Genomic DNA, 22199 nt, shown 5'->3' with positions numbered 1-22199 from the left:
AGATTTGAAAACATGAAGTTACGTGCCGACAATATTATGAAGTCCTACAGAGGTCGTAGGGTGGTTAAAGGAATTTCTCTTGAAGTTAATCAAGGTGAAATTGTAGGGTTACTTGGACCTAACGGTGCCGGTAAGACCACTTCCTTTTATATGATCGTTGGGCTTGTAAAACCCAATGGCGGCAGCATCTATTTAGATGATATGGAAATCACCAAATTTCCTATGTACAAGAGAGCACAAAATGGTATTGGGTACTTGGCACAAGAAGCATCTGTCTTTAGAAAGCTAAGTATTGAAAAGAATATTTTAAGCGTACTTCAATTGACAAAATTGAGCAAAAAAGAGCAACACATGAAAATGGAGTCGCTTATAGAGGAGTTCGGTTTAGGTCATATACGCAAAAGTCGTGGTGACTTATTATCAGGTGGTGAGCGAAGAAGAACAGAAATCGCTAGAGCTTTGGCTACGGATCCAAAATTTATTTTGCTAGATGAACCTTTCGCCGGGGTAGATCCCGTGGCCGTAGAGGATATTCAACGTATTGTAGCGCAGTTAAAAGACAAAAACATTGGAATACTTATTACAGACCACAACGTACAGGAAACGCTTGCTATTACAGAGCGTTCTTACCTAATGTTTGAAGGTGGTATTCTAAAATCAGGAGAACCAGAAGAATTAGCTGCAGATGAAATGGTACGTAAAGTTTATCTGGGTCAGAACTTTGAACTAAGAAAGAAGAAATTGGATTTTTAATGAGTACCATACCTACTCTATTTCCTTATACTTTTTAAGATTATATAATCCCCAGCCAAAGAATATCAATTCTAAAATTAATGCTGGTGTAAATAACGATGAAATTCCATCAAAAATAGTACTTACTATTCTACCAAAAGAAATTCCGCCCATAAAGAGCACATTACATAAGGTTGCTGCATACCAAAGTTTCGTTTTATAGGACCCCAATATCCAAAACAGCCCTACACCCATATAAATACCCATTACCGCACGTAGCATATTCTTTAGCTCCAAATCAACCACTTCAAAACCCAAAAGTTCGGGCATAATATATGTTGGATGGCCACCATAAACTACACCGGCTATAATAACAACAACCCCTGATAATAATAAATTAAGATTTTTTGGAATCGTCATATCCTGATTTGCCATAAAGTTGAAAATATCTAAATGCTGCTATTCCACCAATAAATGAAAACAGGGCTAGCATCCAGAATACCTGCTGATGCCCTTCTAAGCCAGGTGATGCATCTAACAAATAGCCCATTGCCGGACCAGCAAAAATATCGGGAGTATACCCTATCAACGAAATTAACCCAACCGCAGTTCCAGTTAATACCAAGGGAATTCTTCCGCTTTGCATCACCGCAAAGTATAAAGAACGAATAGCATACACGCCCAATGCCACAATCATGATAGAGAACAAGAATACGAAATAAGAAACATTGGCAACCATACCCGATGCGAACAACAAAGAACCTAACAGTGCAACAACAAAACCTATCAATAGAAATAGAGTTGGTCTAGAACGGTCTGCTATCACACCTATAAAAATACCCACTACCGGTCTTGCGAATAATAAAAAGGTACCTACTTCTGCAGATTCCACCTCATTGTACAACATTACATCTTGCGCATAAAGCGAAAAAATATCGGTGATTTTATAACCTACGTAAGCACATAGAATTATAATCATTAGTAGTAAAACTGAAGGTAAACGTAGTACTTCTTTAATTTGAGAAACGGTGATTCTTTCTACGACAATCTCGTTTTCAAGGCTTTCAGGTAATCTCATAAAAAACCAGACCAGAACACCTACAATAGATACTATAGCTGCAGAGGTCAATATTACATACCGAAAAGCAAACCTACTTTCTTCCAAAGTGGCAACTTCTAGATCTGCCGACATAAAGTGAGAAAAAACAAGCACTCCCAATGTTCCAAATAGTGCCCCTACCAATCCCCTACCGCCATCTAAAAAACCAAAAGCTTTGCCTTGTGAACTTTGACCTCCCCACACTCGGGTAGCTTTTATCATAGGCGACCAAAACAAGAAAATTGTAGTAAAACCCCAAAAGCCGTAAAGTACTTGCAAGGTTAAATAGTCTGGGAATGTAGCAAAGACCAATCCGCCAAGAGCGGTCATCCAAAGCGCAATGGCTATTAATTTTCTTGGCTGAAATTTATCGGCTAAAGGCCCTCCTAATAAATAAGAAATCAATGCAACAAAGCCATACACGGAAAAACACAAACCCAACGAAACATTATCAAGTTCAAACACTTTTAAAACGGTAGGTCTAAAAACACGCTGTAATACAAAAGGTAAAATAAAGACGCTCTCCCCTGCTAAAATCAATAACAACAGATAATACCAAGGCGTTTTTTCGGGGTCTTTCATTTTTCTCTTATCGGAATCCAAACCTCTTCTTCTGAGTTTGGATCATTGTTTTTGTATTTAGCTCCCAGTACTTCAAAATGAGGACGGTCATCTAATATATAATCAGAATTGGGTATCCATTCTCCGTAAATCAATTGAAAAAAAGCCTGCGCATTTTGTGCAGTTCCTTTGTAATTGAACACCGCAAACATGCCAGTTTCTAAAATTAAACTATTCATTTCCTCTGGAATGAACTCTAAATTTTCAACCTCAACGCATGCCCATTTTACAAATCTATTTGCAGGAGAAAACGCTTTAAAATAATCTACCGGATATTCTTGTAGAGATATAAAATCATCAGACGACCTATTAGGCACTTCCTTACTTCGCCCTCTGAAATTCTTCCAAAGGTCAAAAGTTTTATTATCGATCAAACTCAATTCCTGAGAAAGACCAATCAATTTTCGTTCTTTACTTTCTACAATTCTTACATCCATCTCCCTAGTATAATAATCAAACATAACCAATTCATTTAAAATCTCGAAAAATAGCAGACTTGTAATCTCCTGTAGTTTCAATAACATAAACATAAAGTTCAACTAACGTTGATTCATCAGAATTAAAACAATTTTGAGGAAACTAAATGACCAGATGAAAACGACGAAAAATACAAGAAGAAATTTTATTCAAAAAACCTTAATGGCTTCCGGAGGATTAATTTTAGCTCCAAACTTTATAAGCTGTAGCGATGATGATGATTTACAAGTTGAATATGACGAATCCCAATTAACGGTACAAAACTTCAATTATGGAGTAGCCAGTTTTGACCCAAGTAGTTCCGGAGTTATTATATGGAGCCGTTTTAATTCCGCAAATGTTGAAATTATCTGGGAAGTTTCTACGCAATCAAATTTCAATAACATATTAAGAACCGGAAAAATAACAACTGAAGATTCTAGGGACAACACTCTGGCCATTGAATTAACAGAGCTAGATCCAGACCAAAAACTATATTATAGATTTATTAGTACAACAGACAATTCAATTTCCGTTGTGGGTGAAACCATCACATTACCTACGGATGCCACTCAAGCTAAATTAGCAGTATGCTCTTGTTCAAATTACCAAGCAGGTCTTTTTAATGTGTATGATGCCATGGCAAATTCAGATGCAGATATCATTGTGCACTTAGGTGATTACTTCTACGAATATGGCGCCGGTGGATACGGTTCTACAGAAGAGAACGCTTTCTTAAACCGTTTTCATGAACCTGCGGGAGAAATCATTTCTCTAGATGATTACAGAACTAGATACAAGCAATATAGATCAGATGCTTCTTTACAATTAGCCCACCAAAAGAAACCGTTCATTTGTGTTTGGGACGATCATGAAATTGCCAATGACACCTATAAAGAAGGAGCAGAAAATCATGATGAAGCCACTGAAGGCAGTTTTGAAGTCAGAAAGCAAAATGCTTTACAAGCATATAGCGAGTTTTTACCTTTCTCCAGAATAGCTGCAGATGACAATAGCATTATTTACCGTTCTGTAAATATTGGTAACCTTGTTAACCTTATTTTAATGGACACCCGTCTAATAGGTAGGGATAAGCAATTGAATATTGGCGATTATTATACAGCAACAGGCTTTGATGCCCTAGCATTTCAAACTGCATTGACAGACCCAAACCGTTCTATAGTAGGAGTAACCCAAAGAGATTGGATTATATCTGAACTAAATAGTAGTTCTGCCAAATGGCAGGTTTTAGGTCAACAAGTACTCATGGGTAAAATGAACATACCTGTGGAGTTATTAACTGCATTTGGTTCTGAAAATTTTGGTGCCATTCTAACAGAACTTGTGACCATCAAGTTAAGATTATTAAATAATGACCCTAGCTTAAGTGCAGAAGAAATTGCGAGAGTAACTACCGTTATACCTTATAATTTAGATGCTTGGGACGGCTACCCAATTGACAGAGAGATTATTTATAGTGCATTGAATGGCAAAAAGATAGTAACTTTTGCCGGCGATACCCATAATGCTTGGCAAAATACGTTGACTTCAGAAAATGGAACGGAAGTAGGTATAGAATTGGCAACATCCTCAATTAGCTCACCAGGCTTTGAAACATATCTTGGCGCAAATTCTTCACCTGAATTAGTTGCAGGTTTCCAAGAAGCATTAGTAGCATTAATAGACGGATTAAATTATTTTGATGCATCAAGAAGAGGATATATGATGACAACATTTACAACTACAGATGTAACGTCTGAATGGATTTTTGTAGACACCTTATTATCAGAAAGCTATTCAACAGAAATAGGATATTCTTTAAGCTATTCCTAAATAATTCTAAAGTAAAATTAAATGTCGTGTTGCATGTTCAACACGACATTTTTTTATAATACCAATAGCCCATGATTACGTAAACCTGTTACTTGCTTAGAATACCAAAACAGCTCAAAATCTTCTAATTGAGATTCGTAATCTTTTTTCAACTGACCATAACTTAAAGGCTTATTCTCAGGTTTCAATTGTTCTAGAGTAGCAAGCAACCATTCTCCTTTATCCTTATCTACTATTATTTCATACATATCTGTCTTTGTATGAAAACCCAATTCTAATTGCTGCCAAGTCATGCCTTTTTTCTTCTTCACACGTTCATTGGCAATAGGCATTGGTCCTATCCATGCTATTTTAGCCGTAGATTTTGTATTCAGAACAAGTTCTTGTTGCAGGCAATTATAGATATAGTCTGCGGAAATCGCTGAAGGTGGAATCTTAAAATCGAACCATTCTTGCAAACTCATATCAAAACCGATACCATGCATAAAATTGAAAAGCGATTTTTTTAATCCGAAACTGAACTTACTGTGGTCAACCCCTGTTTTATCTTTAAAGTCAATATCGTTGTTCGCAAAGCTTATGGTTTTTAAATCTGGCATAACTCCGTATTCTTCCGGATGTAAACCAACGGGACTATGAGCGGTCAATGCAAATTGATGCCAAAAACCAGATTGAATAATACCCAATTCAAACAACTGACGCACCATTTCTAAACTATCAACCGTTTCTTGAATAGTCTGTGTTGGGTAGCCGTACATTAAATAGGAATGCACCATTATGTTGGCTTCGGTAAAATTGCGTGTTACTTGCGCCACTTGCTCAACCGTTACACCTTTATCTATGAGTTTTAACAATCGGTCAGATGCCACTTCCAATCCACCAGAAACTGCAATACAACCCGATGCTTTCAAGAGATAACATAAATCTTGAGTGAAATTCTTTTCAAAACGAATATTCGTCCACCACGTAATGGTCAGGTTTCTTTTAAGTACCTCCAAAGCAAAAGCTTTCATTAAAGAAGGTGGTGCCGCTTCATCCACAAAATGAAATCCGGATTCCCCGGTTTGTTCCACTAATGTTTCTACACGGTCAACCAACAAATTAGCCGCTACAGGTTCGTAAATTTTTATATAATCTAAAGAGATATCGCAGAAAGTACATTTACCCCAATAGCAACCATGAGCCATGGTCAGTTTGTTCCAACGACCATCGCTCCATAAACTGTGCATGGGGTTGGCAATTTCAATGACGGAAATGTAATTGCTTAATTGCAGATCGGCATAATCTGGCGTACCAACATCTTGCTGTTTGTAATCTTGCCTTAAACTATCGTTTTTATAAACGACTTTACCATCCTCTAAAAGAAAAGCACGCTTTAATTCTCCTTCCCCATTGACCACGTATTGATGTACCAATTCTAAAGGAAGCTCTCCATCGTCTAATGTAATAAAATCAAAAAACTCAAATACACGAACATCAGTAAGGCTACGTAGTTCTGTATTTGGGAATCCGCCACCCATAGCAATTTTTACATCAGGATAATTTGCTTTTATAAATTGGGCACAACGAAAAGCACTATATAAATTACCCGGAAAAGGAACCGAAAAACATACCAATTTAGGTTGAACCTCTTCTAACTGTTCTTTTAAAATGGCTAGCGTTAACTCATCAATAAAAGTGGGTTCTTCGTTAAGATGACTATAAAGATCATCGAATGAATTGGCACTGCGTCCTAAACGTTCTGCATACCTACTGAATCCGAAATTTGGGTCTATACATTCTACTATAAAATCTGAAAGATCTTCAAGATATAAGGTTGCCAAATGTTTGGCTTTATCTTGCATACCCATATTACCAAAAGCCCATTCTAAATCATCTAACTGTTCAAAACGAGAAGCTTGTGGCAAAAAATTATCGGTACATAATTGCCTAGCCAAGGTGTCATTTTTTCCTTGCAAAAAGAGAATGACAGCATCTAGGGTTTTCAAGTAATCATTACGAAGCGCGTAAATTCTTTGGCAATTTTCAGTCACTATGGCATCCGAAGAAAAAGCCATGTTAAAAAGTTGCTGAAATGTATCTTTATTAAAGAGTTCTAAAATCACCTCAATCCCTAAATCGGACTGAAAAGAAGAAATACTCTTTGTATTCAAAAAACCTTTAATATAAGCCGTTGCCGGATACGGAGTATTTAATTGGGTAAAAGGTGGTGTTATTAAAAGAAGGTCTTTCACAAGGATTATTTAAAACTTTATTGCTTAATATTATATTAAACATACAATACTCATCCACACATGATATAGTAAATTGCCATCTGACGTATATTATTCTATTGTTACTTTTTGATCTGATTTTGTAATCATTTTCATCTTCATAGTCATATTATCATTAATCTCAATGGTCATATCCATTGGTAATTCAGATGTGTATTGTACAATATAATTTTCTTTTATATCAAATGATGATGTTCCTACCCCATCACCGCTTGCCATCATGTTTAACTGATCTTGACTCATATCCAAACTTAAAGATTGATTAATATCAAAAAATGCTAAACCGTCTTTTATTTCCGTAAGCAAATATTCCATATCAATTTTAACTGAAATTGGTCTCATTCCTTCCAAAGGTATTGCCATTGGAATTTCACTATTAAATACATCACCAACCATCATTGGTTCATCAGGAAATTTTATTGCTGCTTGGACATTTTCCAATGTAACTTTCAACACATCTCTCATCTGCTGCGTAACATTCTCCCCTAGTATACTATCTATCTTAAATTTATTTTCTACGTCATATTTTCCTAAAATTTTCATATCAGAAAATGGAAGTTCCTCTGAGCTGGTTTTTCCATTTATAGTTTTTGTAGAAATCATTTTACCATATTCTAGCTTAGCTAAAAACTCTCCATTTTCATCAAGATCATATGTAGTTATCTCTGTTGACAAATCCGTAATTTCTTCAGTAACGATTGGCAATTCAAGCCCTCTACTTTTCATTTGATCAATTATCTCCTTATCGGCAATGAATTCGATTTCACCAGATGATGAAGATTTAATATGGCTTTTATATATCTTATTAGGCTTAAATTTAGCTTCAAAAACAATACTTTCTTGAGCTAAACTTGAAATCGACATTAAAAGAAGTAAAAAGAGATTTAGTATTTTTTTCATTATTTATTATTAGGGAAAAAGAAAAATGCAAAACAAAGATAATGGTTACTCTACTCATTATTCAATATCTCGCGCACGGCCTGCTGATATGCTCTGGGATTATTAGCCTTTTTTATCTTTTTGAATGCCTTATGTGGATTGGAAGTTGAAAGTGCAAAGTATTCCCAGAAACCCCGCATTTTCATTTTTATAGGTGTTGGCCCTGATAATGCTTCATCATATTGCTGATAGATGGTGTCGTGAAATTCCGAAAAAATCTTCCAACGGTCTTTTGGATATTTCGTCGTATTGTTTTTAATCATACTTGGCAGAAATGGGTCGGCAATTAAACCTCTACCCATCATAAAGTTTTCAACTGTGGGAAAGCGCTCTTTCATTTCTTGAAACTTCGCTACTGTAGTAATATCGCCGTTATAGTATAATGTATGTTTAGTGCTATCAACACACTTCTGAAAAGCATCAAGATCTACTCCACCCTTATACAATTGCTTTCCAATACGTGCGTGAATAGCAATATTCTTTAACGGGTAGGTATCTAGAATAGGAAAAACATCTAATATCTCTTCTGCATTTTCATACCCCATTCTCATTTTCATAGAAACCACCACATCGGTTTCTTCATGAGCTCGTTTTAAAATATGATCTATTTTTTCGGGATTACAAATGAGTCCGCTACCCATACCTTGTTTGGTTACCATTGGGTAAGGGCAACCTAAATTCCAGTTCAATTCCTTGTAACCTAAACTCTGAATATATTTTACCACAAACAAAAATTCATCGGCATCTCCGGTCATTACCTGTGGTATTACTTCTAAGGTAGTATTATTCTCTGGCTGTAAATCTTTCTGATAGGAGTTCTTAATCACCATTTTACCGTTTAAGCGAATGTATGGCGCATAAAAAGTATCGATACCTCCAAAATACTTATGGAATGCATTTCGGAATCTAAAATCGGTAAAGCCCTGTAATGGGGATGATAATAAGGTAATTGACATGTATAGATTACTGGGTTTGATGCAAACCTTTCAGTTTTGCAACAACAGATTCAGCTGCAAAAATAGCGCCTTCCATGTAACCAGAGTGATGTTTTGATGTTTCTGCACCAGAAATAAACAATTTATTATCAAATAAGGGTACTTGATACATTACATGACCTCCGTTTTGATGCGGAAACAAATTATCTGCTTGCCTATGAGATTTGGTAAACTCTTCATTATACCAAGCCGTTTCATGATACGATTCATATTTTAGGGCATCATCCCCAAAAACCAATTTCAATTGTGCCTCGATTTTTTCAATTCGTTGTTCTTTAGTAAAACGAGCACAGCTACCAGAAGCAAAACCGACTAAGGCGTACGACTCATTTTCTAGATTAGATTGATCGTAAAACTCGGTAAGCGGACCAACATTACTAAATATCGTACCCGATTTACCTTGCGCTCTCCAAAACGGCTTTTTATAGGCTAGAGCAACTTTAATGGAATCTTGCATCCAAGTATGAGTTTGCTCTGCTAATGAAACAAATTCATTAGGTAACTGAGGCGTAAATGTTATTTGATCTATTAATGATGCTGGTGGCAATGTAGTGATAACAATATTTGCATTTAATGTGCGAGAATTTGTTTTCACTTTAACTTCATTATCAATCACATTTATTTCATTGACCTCTTCACTTAAAAAGATGGTATTTGGTTTCAGTTTAGCAGCTATTGAATTGAGTAAATCAATAGTTCCGTTTTTAAATCGGTAACTCGGACTATCATTTGGAACCGCTATTTCTTGTGGTGGTACATTTGAAAATGTTTGAAAATAAGATGTACCGGTCATAAATTGTTCGAAGTACGGAACTTTAAATTCGTCTATAACTTCTGCCAAATGGTAATGAGCCTGATTGAACCAAGTAGCACCCATTTCAACTTTAGTATTTCCAGATTGTAAGGTATGTATTCTACCACCAATTCTATCTCGTGCCTCTAATATTTTGACATCAAAGCCAAGTTCTTGCAACCGATACGCAGCTAACAAACCCGATAATCCTGCGCCGATAATTACTACCGATGTATTCATGTTGTTAAGTTATTCTAATTAAAATAAATGATAAAATAGCTATTGCCAAATTTGTTGAGTACCTAATTTTACTGTCAGTTCCAGTGATTTTATTCCCTTTTTAGGAACATAAATTGAATCGAGAACCTTTTAGGCAGAAAGGTTCTCGACACACTCTATTTTCAATGAAAATATTGTAAAATGAAGCACTCTAACTGACATTATTACTTTTTACACTCATTTGGTAAAAAAATCATCAAAGCTTTGATTGGAGTACGCTAACGGTTACCAATAACTGACCAATATGTCTTTGGCTATGCTCAGCAGCGTGAAATAAGAGACCGATTACGGTAGATGGTAATTTCTTTCTACCCACCGTTCTTTTTTCGGTAAATGAAGTTTCTGGTAACGTTTTAAAATATGCTAAAGCTTCCGCAACCTTTGTTGAAAACTGCTCTTGCAAATCGGCTACTTCAGTGTTTAAATTAAAAGAACCTTCTGCTTTTAGAAATTGAAACTGCTCCTCTGATAACGATTCACCTTTGGCATATGTCAACATTCTGTCCAAAACACCTGTAATATGATTCATATGAAACCCAACAGAAGCTCTACCTGCAGCTTTAGCCCAAAGCAATTCTTTTGGAAAGTCTTGAGTATACTTTTTAAGCTCTCTTTCAGATTGCAATAAAGCATGTGCGGCTGGTTGCAACAAATCTGGCACACCTTGAATAGGTCCGCTTAACCAAAATTCATATTCTTCATTTTCCATAATCAATCTTCCTAAATAATTCTATTTTTAAAGTCTCTCTTGTATAGCTGAACTTACTACGTAAAACAGAATAATTAAAGGAATTGCCATGAACTTCATGGTAACGATAAGCACTAAGCTAATTATCAAAAAGATATAACGCATAGCATTATCCTTGAAGCTAGTATTCTTGAATTTTAAAGCAAAAAGCGGCAAATTAGCATTTAACAGATAGGCACTTACTAAAGTTAAGATGATTAAGAACCACTGATTAAGTATAAGGCTATTTAAAAAATCATTGTTTTGATACAGAAGAATTAATGGTAATGACAAAATTAAAAGTGCATTTGCAGGAGTTGGTAGACCTATAAAAGAAGACGTCTGATTTTCATCGATATTAAATTTCGCTAATCGGTATCCAGAAGCCATTGTCACTATAAATCCAAAAAACGGTACCAAATGAATGTATTGAAATTTACCTGCCTCCATAAAAAAGTGAGCACCATCTCCCCATCCGCTAGTTTGAGACATTGCCAGTAATTGAAACATGACAACACCAGGCACAAGTCCGCTCGTAATCATATCCGCCAGAGAATCTAACTGTAAGCCCAGTTCACTTTTTACATCTAAAACACGCGCAGCCAATCCGTCAAAAAAATCAAAGAAAATACCTAGTGCAACAAATATAGCTGCAAGTTCTAATTTATTCATGACAGCGAACATAGTAGCCACGCAGCCACAGAACACGTTCAAAAGAGTAATAAAATTGGGTATATGTTTTTTCATAATCTTCGGTCTATAATCACAATCTCAAAAAGGCAGAAAACCTTATCTCAATTATTGCTCTAAATTAATATAATTATATGGTGGTATTGGTATTCTGAGTTAAAAAGCTATTAGACCACTCATATTCGGTAACGTTTTAGAAGTTACCCATTGAAATTAGGCAAGTACAACAATCAAATTTACAATCACTTAAACACATGGTATTAAAATAAAAACTACCTTTTAAAGGGTCATATCACAAATTAGTTCTCAAATGAAAAATATTATGCATGCATAGTATTGTTTAGTTGATATTTTAGAATTAAATTATAGCCTTTGTAACAATTTCAGAGAAAAATTGAAGTTTTATAACAAATATTTACAAATACTAACCATTAAATACATTGCCAAAAAATGAAAATTAAGAAGGTTTTAGTAGCCAACAGAAGTGAAATTGCAATTCGTGTATTACGTGCCTGTACAGAGCTAAACATTAAAACAGTTGCCATTTATACTTATGAAGACCGCTATTCTCAACACCGGAACAAAGCCGATGAATCTTACCAAATAGGTGAAGACAATCAGCCATTAAAACCTTATTTGGACATTCCGCAGATTATAGCTTTGGCAAAGGCTAAAAATGTAGACGCCATTCACCCAGGATACGGCTTCTTATCTGAAAACTCAGAATTTGCAAGACAATGTGCCGCCAATGATATTATTTTTATTGGTCCAGATCCAAAAGTGATGGATGCTCTTGGGGATAAAATTACCGCCAAAAAAGTTGCTGTAAAATGTAATGTTCCCATTATTGAAAGCAATAAAAAGAAACTGACATCTTTAAAAGTCGCATTGGCTGAAGCCGCAACCATAGGATACCCGATAATGCTAAAAGCTGCCTCCGGTGGTGGTGGCCGTGGTATGCGAATCATTAGAAAAGATGAAGATCTAGAAATGAATTTCGATTCTGCCCGTAACGAAGCATTAAACGCTTTTGGCGATGACACTATGTTTCTTGAAAAATATGTAGAAGACCCTAAACATATAGAAGTACAGATCGTAGCCGATAACCACGGAAATATTCGCCACTTGCATGAACGTGACTGTTCAGTTCAGCGTCGTCATCAAAAAGTGGTAGAAATTGCACCTTCGCATAATGTTAGTGAAGAAGTAAAACAGAATCTTTACAAATATGCCGTTGACATTGCCAAAGAGGTCAACTATAACAATATTGGTACGGTAGAGTTTTTAGTAGATCCTGATGACAACATATATTTTATTGAAGTAAACCCAAGAATACAAGTTGAACATACGGTTACAGAAATGGTTACTGGTATTGATCTGGTAAAAACACAGATATTCGTTGCCGGCAATTACAAATTAGATAGCCAGCAAATAAAAATATATGGTCAAGAGACCATTGCTACTTATGGCTTTGCCCTTCAATGTAGATTAACTACTGAAGACCCGGTTAATAATTTTACCCCAGATTACGGCACAGTGACTACGTATAGAAGTGCCTCTGGTATGGGTATTCGTTTAGATGCAGGTAGTATTTACCAAGGTTATCAGGTGAGTCCGTTTTTCGATTCCATGTTGGTAAAAGTATCATCTCACGGTAGAACACTAGATGGCGCCACCCGTAAAATGGTACGGGCATTAAAAGAGTTTAGAATTAGAGGTGTTGAAACCAATATTCATTTCTTACAGAATGTAATTCAGCATCCTACTTTTAAGGATGGCAAGGTTACCGTAAACTTTATACAGAACACCCCTGCCCTATTTGATATAAAACTTTCTCAAGATAGAACCTCTAAGGTGGTAAACTTTTTGGCAGAAGTAATTGTCAATGGTAATTCTGATGTCAAATATATAGACGAAAACAAAGTCTTTAGAAACGCTAAGGTTCCAAAATTCAATCCGTTAGAAGCACATCCCAAGGGAACAAAAGATATGCTGACCGAAATGGGTCCAGAGAAATTTTGTGCTTGGTTAATGGATGAAAAGAAGATTCATTATACGGACACCACCATGCGCGATGCCCATCAATCTTTATTGGCAACAAGAATGCGTACGTATGATATGTTGCGCGTAGCGGAGAGTTATGCCAAAAATCACCCAAACACATTTAGTATGGAAGTTTGGGGCGGTGCAACTTTTGATGTGAGTATGCGATTCTTACATGAGAGTCCGTGGACTAGGCTACGTGAACTACGCAAAGCTGTACCTAATATATTATTTCAAATGCTTCTTAGAGGCTCTAACGGAGTTGGTTACAAAGCATACCCAGATAACTTGATTGAAAAATTCGTTGAGAAATCTTGGGAAAACGGTGTAGATATATTCAGGATTTTTGATTCGCTCAATTGGGTGAAAGCTATGGAACCTAGTATTAACTATGTACGCAATAAAACTGGCGGTATTGCCGAAGCAGCGTTGAGTTATACGGGAGATATTCTTGATGTAAACGAAACCAAATACAACTTAAAATATTACACGCAGCTTGCAAAAGACCTAGAAAATGCCGGTGCGCATATGATTGCCATAAAAGATATGGCGGGACTTTTAAAGCCCTATGCTGCTACGGAATTGGTAACCGCGTTAAAAGACACGGTAAAGCTTCCTATTCATTTACATACACATGATACTTCTTCACTACAAACAACTACCTACTTAAAAGCAATTGAAGCAGGCGTTGATGTGGTTGATGTTGCATTGGGCGGATTATCCGGCTTAACATCTCAGCCCAACTTTAATTCGGTAGTTGAAATGATGAAGGGTCAGCCAAGGGCAAATGAGTTTGATATGCCGAAGCTGAATCAGTTTTCTAACTATTGGGAAGATACAAGAGAGTTATACTACCCCTTTGAATCCGGATTGAAATCTGGTACCGCAGAAGTGTATGGTCATGAAATACCTGGTGGGCAGTATTCAAACTTACGTCCGCAAGCAACAGCATTAGGTCTTGGCGATAGATTTGATGAAGTAAAGAAAATGTATGCCGATGTCAATAAACTTTTTGGAAACCTGATCAAGGTAACTCCAAGTTCCAAAGTTGTTGGCGATATGGCTATATTTTTGGTTACGAACGAACTTACTACAGAAGACGTAATGACACGTGGTGAGGAAATATCGTTCCCAGATTCTGTAATTAGTTTCTTTATGGGAGATTTAGGTCAGCCCGTTGGCGGATTTCCTAAAAAGCTTCAAAAGATTATTCTAAAAAACAAGAAGCCTTATACAAATAGACCGAATGCTCATCTAGCACCAACAGATTTTGACAAGGAATTTAAAGCCTTTAAAAAGAAGTTTCAAAAAGGATTTACACGTGCTATAGAAATGGAAGATTTTCTTTCGTATACCTTATACCCAAAAGTGTTTGAAAAAGCACATGAAAATTATAAACTATACGGTAACCTAGCATTGGTACAAACAAAGCATTTCTTCTATGGCATGAAACTTCGTGAAGAAACCTTAATAGAATTAGAACCGGGTAAGACGGTAATCGTAAGATTACTTTCTGTAGGTATACCGAATGAATTAGGTATGAGAACCGTATTCTTTCAGGTAAACGGTGAGAATAGATTCGTTGATGTTTTAGATACTTCTTTGAATTTAAAAATTGAAGAAAACGAAAAAATAGACCCAGCAAATGATGATCAAATTGGGGCGCCACTACAAGGATCCCTTTACAAAGTTTTGGTCAAGAAAGGCCAAGAAGTAAAAGAGAACGACCCATTATTCGTTATTGAAGCCATGAAAATGGAAACTACGGTTACCGCATTTAAAGCTGGTAAAGTAGCATCAATTAGTTTAAAAGAAGGTAGTATGGTAAAGCAAGATGATTTGGTGGTAACCATTTCATAAGTTCAGTAGTATTTTTTTAGCACATATTTCTAAAGCCACCTATTTTAGGTGGCTTTTGTTTTATTAGACCCTACAACTACGTCATCACAGTCTTTCACAAAAATTTAAAAAATCCAACCTACTTCAAGTCTGTTATTATTTGCATCTTTGCAGTTGCTATGAACTAGTAAAGGTATGTTCAGAAAAATCACATTTCTTTTAGTACTCTTTTTTACTGCATTTTTGGGTCTTGCTCAAAATGCACAACTATCACCATTATCAAAAATCAGCTTATTGACCGTTGGTACAGGTGAAGATTTAGCAGCCAAATTTGGGCATAGCGCTATAAGACTGCAAGATCCTACTTTAGGTATTGATGAAGTATACGGTTACGGAACTTACGATTTTGAAGATCCTAATTTCTATCTGAACTTTACACGTGGTAAACTATCATACACCATTTCTAGAATTCCGTTCAAGTATTTTGAATACTCTTACCAACAAGAAAAACGATGGATAAGGGAACAAGAGCTAGATGTCAATTTAGAACAGCGCAATAATATTATCACTTTTTTAGAGCACAACTTACTGCCCGAGAACAAGAAGTATAAGTATGACTTTTTGTTCGATAATTGTGCCACTAGAATACCTCTGGTATTTGAAAAAACTTTGGGTAATACCTTTAAATTCGATTATAACCACCTAGAAGAGCAATTAACATTTAGGGAGTTGATTCGTCTAAAATTGAATCCGAATTCGTGGTCCAATTTTGGTATTGATTTAGCTTTAGGCTCTGTAATTGATAGAGAGGCAACGCCTTATGAGCATTTGTTCTTACCTATTTATGTGTATGAGCAAATGAAGCACACCACATTAGATGGCAAACCTATTGTTAAAAAGGAAACTGTATTATTAGACATTCCAGAACAAGAAGATAGGTCTCCCCTATTTTTAACACCTTTATTTTGGCTAAGCATAGTATTGCTTTTGGTCTGTTACATTACGTATACGGATTATAAAAATCTCCGCAGAAATAAATGGTTAGACTTCGGGTTATTTATTGTTACCGGACTAGCAGGTGTACTTATATTGTTCCTGTGGTTTGCAACAGATCATTTAGCCACCAAAGCCAATTTCAATTCCCTTTGGGCATTTGCACCGAATATTATCATAGCATTTATAGTAATCAAAAAACAGGTTCCGTCATGGATAATTACTTACATCATATTTTTAACCATATTATTGGGTATCACCTGTATACTGTGGATGTTTAAAATTCAAGTGTTTTCCATATTATTAATCATCGTTTTACTAGCATTAGCTATTCGCTACGTTTTCCTCATTTATTATTTTAAGAGTAAACAACTAAGTAAAAAATAAAATTAAGTTACCCTACATGAATCTACTTACCGTTGAAAATATTTCGAAAGCCTATGGCGAACATGTTCTTTTTGACAACCTATCTTTTGGTATCAACAAAGACCAAAAAATTGCCTTAATCGCTAAAAACGGTACAGGAAAAACATCGATTCTTAATATACTATCGGGTGCAGACACACCAGATAGTGGACAAGTAAATTACCGTAAATCTACACGGGTTTCCTTTTTGGCACAAGAGCCAGTTATGGACCCAAACCTAACTGTAGAAGAAACTATTTTTGCATCTGACAACGAGGTGTTACAAGTTATCAAAAACTATGAAAAAGCGCTTTTAAATATTGAAGAGTCAGATGCCTACCAAAAAGCATTTGAAGCAATGGACCGCTTTGAAGCTTGGGATTTTGAAACACAATACAAGCAGATTCTATATAAGTTAAAGCTAGATGATTTAAATGCCAAAGTCGGCAAACTATCTGGTGGACAAAAGAAGCGTTTGGCATTGGCTAATGCCCTAATAAATAAACCAGACCTTTTGGTATTAGATGAACCTACCAACCATTTAGATTTAGAAATGATCGAATGGTTAGAAGAGTTTTTTGCGAAAGAAAACATGACCTTGTTTATGGTAACACACGACCGTTATTTTTTGGAACGTGTTTGTAATGAAATCATTGAACTAGAAAACGGAAAACTATATCCATATAAAGGGAATTATAGTTACTATTTAGAAAAGAAAGAAGCGCGTATAGAGCAAGAGGCGGTAGAGCAGCATAAAACAGAGCTTCTCTTTAAGAAGGAATTGGATTGGATGCGCAGGCAACCAAAAGCACGTACCACTAAGTCTAAATCTAGAATAGATGATTTTGCCGTAATTAAAGACAAAGCAAGTCAACGTAGAAAAGACCACAAAGTTCAGTTAGAATTGAACATGGAACGTATGGGAAGCAAAATTCTTGAACTACACAAGATTTCAAAATCTTTTCCGAATAAACCGATTCTTGACAAGTTTGAATATGTATTTCAAAAAGGAGAACGTATTGGCATCATCGGCAAGAACGGTACCGGTAAATCTACCTTCTTAAATATTTTAAGTGGACGCGACCAACCGGACAGCGGTAAAGTAGTTGTGGGGGAAACCATCAAATTTGGGTATTACACTCAAAAAGGTATTGAAATAAAAGAAGGTCAGAAGGTAATCGATGTTATTCGTGAGTTCGGTGATTACATTCCGCTAATGAAAGGCAGACAGATTTCTGCACAGCAGTTATTGGAGCGTTTTCTTTTTGACAGAAAAAAACAGTATGATTTTGTTGATAAGCTAAGTGGTGGTGAGCGTAAACGGTTGTACCTATGTACCATATTGATACAGAATCCTAATTTCTTAATATTAGATGAACCTACCAACGATTTAGATATTGTTACATTGAATGTATTGGAAAGCTTCTTAATGGATTTCCAAGGATGTTTAATGGTGGTTTCTCACGACCGTTACTTTATGGATAAGATTGTAGATCACTTATTTGTATTTAGAGGTGATGCGGTTGTTGAAGATTTTCCTGGCAACTACTCTGATTATAGAGCATATGAAGACAGTCAGATTTTAGAAAAGAGAGAGCAAAAAGAAACGCAAACAACTACCAAGACCAGTTGGAAAGAACCGGATGCTTCGCCAAAAATCTCATATGCAGAACAGCAAGAGTATAAGAAGTTAGAAAGAGAGATTCAAAAATTGGAAAAATCTAAAGTAGTATTACAAGAAAAATTCACTGACAGCTCTTTAAGTGGCGATGATATCAAGAACCTATCCATTGAGCTTAAAGAGGTTACCGATGCCATAGAAACCAAAACAGAACGTTGGTTTGAGCTTTCTGCATTAATGGAAAGTTAGACTTCAATAATCACTAAATTCCAAATAGATTTTATAACTACATAAACCGTAGACGAATGATTTTTACCATTCGTCTACAGTTAAATGATGCCCAACGACGAGCGGCAAAATATGTTTGGGCTTGCCTGTACTTTAGCAGTGTAAAACAAATATTATGAAATCTATTATTCTTTTAACCGCTCTTTTCTTCACATGTTTCTTCGCTCAGGCACAAGCTAACAATGAGAACGTTTCTGTAGAGATTGAAACTGTACAAGTTGAAATGGTTGAAACAATTGAAAGTAATGATATTGTTGTTCCAACTATTGAAACTGAAAACACTATCGAAGTTGCAAGATTGTACAAGAACAAAAACAACAGAGTAATCAAGGCTTTAAAATTTTCAACAAAAATGAACAGCGCTAAACTTTCTTAATACAATAATTCGATTCCCTTTTCGCCCCAAATCTTACCTACCCCATTTCTTACCATTACCTACTTTTTAAATACAAAAACAAATGTCAAGTTCAAGTTCAAGTTCAAACTCAAACTCAAACTCAAACTCAAATTCAAAACTCAAATTCAAACCCAAGCTTAAGTTCAAAAATCTGGTTCAAGCAAACCGTTTAACCTGGCAGCATACATTACTTTACTAATATCTGCAGCATAAACATATAAGCAGGCAGTACCAATAACTACGGTAACTGAGCGAACTATAATATCTAGAGGACAGTTGACTTCTAATTTTCCATGAAATTAATTAACGATGCCTATTTACCATTCGTCTATAGTTAAATGATGGCCAACGACGAGCGGCAAAATATGTTTGGGCTTGCCTGTACTTTAGCATTGTAAAACAAATATTATGAAATCAATTATTCTTTTAACCGCTCTTTTCTTCACATGTTTCTTCGCTCAGGCACAAGCTAACAACGAGAATGTTTCTATTGAGATCGAAACTGTACAAGTAGAGATGGTTCAGACTATTGAAAGTAATGATATGGTTGTTCCAACTATTGAAACTGAAAACACTATTGAAGTTGCTAGATTATATAAGAACAAAAACAATGCAGTAATCAAGGCTTTAAAATTTTCAACGAAATTGAACAGCGCTAAACTTTCTTAATACAATAATTCAATTTCCTTTTCGCCCCACATCCTACCTAACCCATTTCTTACCATTACCTACTTTTTAAAATACAAAAACAAATGTCAAGTTCAAGTTCAAACTCAAACTCAAACTCAAACTCAAAACTAAAATTAAAACCCAAGCTTAAGTTCAAAAATCTGGTTCAAGCTAACCGTTTAAGTTGGCAGCATACATTCCCCTACTAATATCTGCAGGGTAAACACATAAGCAGGCAATACCAATACCTACGGTAACTGAGCGAACTATAATACCTAGAGGACAGTTGACTTCTGATTTTCCATAAAATTAATTAACGATGCCTATTTACCATTCGTCTATAGTTAAATGACGCCCAACGACAAGCGGCAAAATATGTTTGGGCTTGCCTGTACTTTAGCATTGTAAAACAAATATTATGAAATCAATTATTCTTTTAACCGCTCTTTTCTTCACATGTTTCTTCGCTCAGGCACAAGCTAACAATGAGAACGTTTCTGTAGAGATCGAAACTTTACAAGTAGAGATGGTTCAGACTATTGAAAGTAATGATATGGTTGTTCCAACTATTGAAACTGAAAACACTATTGAAGTTGCTAGATTATATAAGAACAAAAACAACAGAGTAATCAAGGCTTTAAAATTCTCAACAAAAATAAACAGCGCTAAACTTTCTTAATACATTAATTCAATTTCCTTTTCGCCCCACATCTTACCTACCCCATTTCTTACCATTACCTACTTTTTAAATACAAAGTCAAATTCAAAAATCAAACTCAAGTTCAATGACAATCTTTACTTTTGACAAAATTTGAAAAGGTAACTAGTGTTTCGTTTTATATCCTATATTAAATTTCTTCTTACGTCTAATAATCAGCACGGAATTCATTCGCCATTTGTGTATGAATACATTACCAACTGTCTTTATAAGAAAAGAGAATTAAAACTTCCCATTACCGCAAAAGTCTTTATTAAGAGTATAGACTACTTTAATTACAAGTCTATCTTTCTTGTGGGTGATTATAACACATCCGAAGAACTCATTAAACAACATTGTTCTAATATATCTACCGTTGAAAATAATCCAGATATTATTCTTGCAAACATCAATGATTTAAAAAGTATAAATCTAAATACGCTATCTAACGACTGCATGCTTCTTTTAGACGGAATACATAAAAACAAAAAAAATCTAGAAATTTGGAAAAATCTTAAAACAGAAAATAATGTTAAGGTCACAATAGATATGTTTTATTGTGGCGCCGTATTTTTTAGAAGAGAACAAGCAAAGGAACATTTTAAAATACGGATATAAACCAGTAATTTTAGACTAAAGCAAATCTTAATGAGCAGTAACACTATATACATTACCCTTGGTGTCGTTTTCGCTATCTACTTAGCCATACGTATTACCAGTAAAGGAAAATCTAAAGACCGCAAATCAAGAAAGTTTATGGGTGATTATGAAAGAAAAAATAAAGGTGGTAAAGAATAAAAGTCAAGCTATTATTTTAAACATTTATGTTAACCACAGTTGAATCTTTACTTCTTTCTAACACTCACTTTCAATGAAAATATATACTAAAACAGGCGATGACGGAACTACCGGACTATTTGGTGGCACACGTGTACCAAAACATCATATACGAATTGACAGTTATGGTACCGTGGATGAGCTAAATTCTTGGATCGGACTCATTAGAGATCAAGATATTGACCCCATATACCAGCATCAACTAATTGCAATACAAGAACATTTGTTTACCGTTGGTGCTATTTTAGCTACCAATCCAGAAAAAGAAATGCTTAAAAATGGTACGGAGCGTTTAAAAATAACAAAAGTAGGTACTACTGAAATCAACTTTTTGGAGGACGCTATTGACCAAATGGATTCGCAATTACCGCAAATGACCCATTTTATTCTACCTGGTGGTCATACAACCGTGTCATACTGTCATATTGCCCGTACAGTATGCAGAAGGGCTGAGCGTATTTCAACTTTATTGCACCAAAATGAACCGTTTGATAAAAATGTGTTATCTTTTATAAATAGACTTTCAGATTATCTCTTTGTATTGGCACGAAAATTGTCCTATGATTTACAAGCAAATGAAATAAAATGGGTTCCTAAAAAAAAGGACTAATAAATCCGTAATTTATTCGTTATCAATTAATAAATGCAGAAAAACATAATGATAAGCTGAAATTTATTACTATTTATTTTGCTGTTTCAATTTAAAAATTACTTTTGCAAAAAATTAAAATCAAAAAATTACTATGTATTGGACATTAGAATTAGCATCTTATTTAAGTGATGCACCTTGGCCGGCAAGTAAAGATGAGTTAATAGATTACTCCATCAGAACTGGAGCCCCTCTTGAAGTTGTAGAAAATTTACAATCTATGGAAGAAGAAGGTGGCGAAATATATGAATCTATCGAAGAGATCTGGCCTGACTATCCAACGGAAGAAGACTACCTCTGGAACGAGGACGAATATTAATATTC

Annotated in this window: 21 protein-coding genes; 12 read left to right on the top strand and 9 right to left on the bottom strand. The window is 35.4% G+C overall.

Annotated features, from left to right (window positions below; translation table 11 throughout):
- Positions 1-12: 12 nt before the first annotated feature.
- Positions 13-753 carry an LPS export ABC transporter ATP-binding protein gene (gene lptB, locus UH1x_RS14595; RefSeq protein WP_036153061.1) on the top strand — a complete coding sequence of 247 codons (741 nt, stop codon included), beginning with the start codon at positions 13-15 and terminating at the stop codon, positions 751-753.
- A 12-nt stretch (positions 754-765) separates the two neighbouring features.
- On the opposite strand, the gene UH1x_RS14590 is transcribed toward lptB, so the two are convergent.
- The 3 genes from UH1x_RS14590 to UH1x_RS14580 are packed head-to-tail and all read right to left on the bottom strand — an operon-like array spanning position 766 to position 2976.
- Entirely contained in the window at positions 766-1167 is a 402-nt protein-coding gene (locus UH1x_RS14590; protein ID WP_482622552.1) for a DUF4345 domain-containing protein, read from the bottom strand.
- Entirely contained in the window at positions 1130-2413 is a 1284-nt protein-coding gene (locus UH1x_RS14585) for an MFS transporter (protein WP_482622550.1), read from the bottom strand. The genes UH1x_RS14590 and UH1x_RS14585 overlap by 38 nt, the downstream gene beginning before the upstream one ends.
- Complete coding sequence (locus UH1x_RS14580) at positions 2410-2976, bottom strand: GyrI-like domain-containing protein (RefSeq protein ID WP_482622549.1); 567 nt, start codon at positions 2974-2976, stop codon at positions 2410-2412. The genes UH1x_RS14585 and UH1x_RS14580 overlap by 4 nt, the downstream gene beginning before the upstream one ends.
- Before the next feature lie 67 nt (positions 2977-3043).
- Here UH1x_RS14580 and UH1x_RS14575 point away from each other — a divergent pair, with 67 nt between their 5' ends.
- Entirely contained in the window at positions 3044-4741 is a 1698-nt protein-coding gene (locus UH1x_RS14575; RefSeq protein ID WP_482622548.1) for an alkaline phosphatase D family protein, read from the top strand.
- Between the two features lie 53 nt (positions 4742-4794).
- On the opposite strand, the gene UH1x_RS14570 is transcribed toward UH1x_RS14575, so the two are convergent.
- The 6 genes from UH1x_RS14570 to UH1x_RS14545 form a co-directional block, all read right to left on the bottom strand.
- Positions 4795-6975, bottom strand: coding sequence for a B12-binding domain-containing radical SAM protein (locus tag UH1x_RS14570; protein WP_482622547.1), 2181 nt, complete (start codon positions 6973-6975; stop codon positions 4795-4797).
- A 90-nt stretch (positions 6976-7065) separates the two neighbouring features.
- On the bottom strand, positions 7066-7914 hold the full coding sequence (locus UH1x_RS14565) for a hypothetical protein (protein WP_482622546.1): 849 nt from the start codon (positions 7912-7914) through the stop codon (positions 7066-7068).
- A gap of 50 nt (positions 7915-7964) precedes the next feature.
- Positions 7965-8909 (bottom strand): tRNA dihydrouridine synthase, encoded by a 945-nt coding sequence (locus tag UH1x_RS14560; RefSeq protein WP_482622544.1) that lies wholly within the window; start codon positions 8907-8909, stop codon positions 7965-7967.
- Between the two features lie 7 nt (positions 8910-8916).
- On the bottom strand, positions 8917-9981 hold the full coding sequence (locus UH1x_RS14555) for a flavin monoamine oxidase family protein (RefSeq protein WP_482622542.1): 1065 nt from the start codon (positions 9979-9981) through the stop codon (positions 8917-8919).
- Between the two features lie 235 nt (positions 9982-10216).
- Positions 10217-10729: a DinB family protein gene (locus UH1x_RS14550; RefSeq protein WP_482622541.1), complete on the bottom strand. Its 513-nt coding sequence runs from the start codon at positions 10727-10729 to the stop codon at positions 10217-10219.
- Between the two features lie 27 nt (positions 10730-10756).
- On the bottom strand, positions 10757-11494 hold the full coding sequence (locus UH1x_RS14545; protein ID WP_482622540.1) for a CDP-alcohol phosphatidyltransferase family protein: 738 nt from the start codon (positions 11492-11494) through the stop codon (positions 10757-10759).
- 393 nt (positions 11495-11887) lie between these two features.
- Between UH1x_RS14545 and UH1x_RS14540 the strand changes: the two genes are divergently transcribed.
- From UH1x_RS14540 to UH1x_RS14495, 10 genes are all read left to right on the top strand, one after another.
- Complete coding sequence (locus tag UH1x_RS14540; RefSeq protein WP_482622539.1) at positions 11888-15340, top strand: pyruvate carboxylase; 3453 nt, start codon at positions 11888-11890, stop codon at positions 15338-15340.
- 174 nt (positions 15341-15514) lie between these two features.
- Entirely contained in the window at positions 15515-16699 is a 1185-nt protein-coding gene (locus UH1x_RS14535) for a lipoprotein N-acyltransferase Lnb domain-containing protein (RefSeq protein ID WP_482622538.1), read from the top strand.
- A 16-nt stretch (positions 16700-16715) separates the two neighbouring features.
- Positions 16716-18587: an ABC-F family ATP-binding cassette domain-containing protein gene (locus UH1x_RS14530; RefSeq protein ID WP_482622536.1), complete on the top strand. Its 1872-nt coding sequence runs from the start codon at positions 16716-16718 to the stop codon at positions 18585-18587.
- Positions 18588-18741: 154 nt separating this feature from the next.
- On the top strand, positions 18742-19002 hold the full coding sequence (locus tag UH1x_RS14525; protein ID WP_482622534.1) for a hypothetical protein: 261 nt from the start codon (positions 18742-18744) through the stop codon (positions 19000-19002).
- A 429-nt stretch (positions 19003-19431) separates the two neighbouring features.
- Positions 19432-19692 (top strand): hypothetical protein, encoded by a 261-nt coding sequence (locus tag UH1x_RS14520; RefSeq protein ID WP_482622532.1) that lies wholly within the window; start codon positions 19432-19434, stop codon positions 19690-19692.
- Positions 19693-20110: 418 nt separating this feature from the next.
- On the top strand, positions 20111-20371 hold the full coding sequence (locus UH1x_RS14515) for a hypothetical protein (RefSeq protein ID WP_482622530.1): 261 nt from the start codon (positions 20111-20113) through the stop codon (positions 20369-20371).
- Positions 20372-20518: 147 nt separating this feature from the next.
- Entirely contained in the window at positions 20519-21007 is a 489-nt protein-coding gene (locus UH1x_RS14510) for a hypothetical protein (RefSeq protein ID WP_482622528.1), read from the top strand.
- Positions 21008-21037: 30 nt separating this feature from the next.
- Complete coding sequence (locus UH1x_RS14505) at positions 21038-21187, top strand: hypothetical protein (RefSeq protein ID WP_396635081.1); 150 nt, start codon at positions 21038-21040, stop codon at positions 21185-21187.
- Between the two features lie 73 nt (positions 21188-21260).
- Complete coding sequence (locus tag UH1x_RS14500; protein WP_482622526.1) at positions 21261-21836, top strand: cob(I)yrinic acid a,c-diamide adenosyltransferase; 576 nt, start codon at positions 21261-21263, stop codon at positions 21834-21836.
- Positions 21837-21969: 133 nt separating this feature from the next.
- Positions 21970-22194: a DUF2795 domain-containing protein gene (locus tag UH1x_RS14495; RefSeq protein WP_027064442.1), complete on the top strand. Its 225-nt coding sequence runs from the start codon at positions 21970-21972 to the stop codon at positions 22192-22194.
- Positions 22195-22199 lie beyond the last annotated feature (5 nt).

The sequence above is a fragment of the Maribacter sp. UH1 genome (assembly GCF_056839145.1).
This window is presented reverse-complemented; position numbering and strand designations above follow the sequence as displayed.

Excerpts from the sequence above, each read along its gene's own strand:
- lptB (WP_036153061.1), top strand. The coding sequence starts at position 13 with ATGAAGTTACGTGCCGACAATATTATGAAGTCCTACAGAGGTCGTAGG.
- UH1x_RS14590 (WP_482622552.1), bottom strand. The coding sequence starts at position 1,167 with ATGGCAAATCAGGATATGACGATTCCAAAAAATCTTAATTTATTATTA.
- UH1x_RS14585 (WP_482622550.1), bottom strand. The coding sequence starts at position 2,413 with ATGAAAGACCCCGAAAAAACGCCTTGGTATTATCTGTTGTTATTGATT.
- UH1x_RS14580 (WP_482622549.1), bottom strand. The coding sequence starts at position 2,976 with ATGTTATTGAAACTACAGGAGATTACAAGTCTGCTATTTTTCGAGATT.
- UH1x_RS14575 (WP_482622548.1), top strand. The coding sequence starts at position 3,044 with ATGAAAACGACGAAAAATACAAGAAGAAATTTTATTCAAAAAACCTTA.
- UH1x_RS14565 (WP_482622546.1), bottom strand. The coding sequence starts at position 7,914 with ATGAAAAAAATACTAAATCTCTTTTTACTTCTTTTAATGTCGATTTCA.
- UH1x_RS14560 (WP_482622544.1), bottom strand. The coding sequence starts at position 8,909 with ATGTCAATTACCTTATTATCATCCCCATTACAGGGCTTTACCGATTTT.
- UH1x_RS14555 (WP_482622542.1), bottom strand. The coding sequence starts at position 9,981 with ATGAATACATCGGTAGTAATTATCGGCGCAGGATTATCGGGTTTGTTA.
- UH1x_RS14550 (WP_482622541.1), bottom strand. The coding sequence starts at position 10,729 with ATGGAAAATGAAGAATATGAATTTTGGTTAAGCGGACCTATTCAAGGT.
- UH1x_RS14545 (WP_482622540.1), bottom strand. The coding sequence starts at position 11,494 with ATGAAAAAACATATACCCAATTTTATTACTCTTTTGAACGTGTTCTGT.
- UH1x_RS14540 (WP_482622539.1), top strand. The coding sequence starts at position 11,888 with ATGAAAATTAAGAAGGTTTTAGTAGCCAACAGAAGTGAAATTGCAATT.
- UH1x_RS14535 (WP_482622538.1), top strand. The coding sequence starts at position 15,515 with ATGTTCAGAAAAATCACATTTCTTTTAGTACTCTTTTTTACTGCATTT.
- UH1x_RS14530 (WP_482622536.1), top strand. The coding sequence starts at position 16,716 with ATGAATCTACTTACCGTTGAAAATATTTCGAAAGCCTATGGCGAACAT.
- UH1x_RS14525 (WP_482622534.1), top strand. The coding sequence starts at position 18,742 with ATGAAATCTATTATTCTTTTAACCGCTCTTTTCTTCACATGTTTCTTC.
- UH1x_RS14520 (WP_482622532.1), top strand. The coding sequence starts at position 19,432 with ATGAAATCAATTATTCTTTTAACCGCTCTTTTCTTCACATGTTTCTTC.
- UH1x_RS14515 (WP_482622530.1), top strand. The coding sequence starts at position 20,111 with ATGAAATCAATTATTCTTTTAACCGCTCTTTTCTTCACATGTTTCTTC.
- UH1x_RS14505 (WP_396635081.1), top strand. The coding sequence starts at position 21,038 with ATGAGCAGTAACACTATATACATTACCCTTGGTGTCGTTTTCGCTATC.
- UH1x_RS14500 (WP_482622526.1), top strand. The coding sequence starts at position 21,261 with ATGAAAATATATACTAAAACAGGCGATGACGGAACTACCGGACTATTT.
- UH1x_RS14495 (WP_027064442.1), top strand. The coding sequence starts at position 21,970 with ATGTATTGGACATTAGAATTAGCATCTTATTTAAGTGATGCACCTTGG.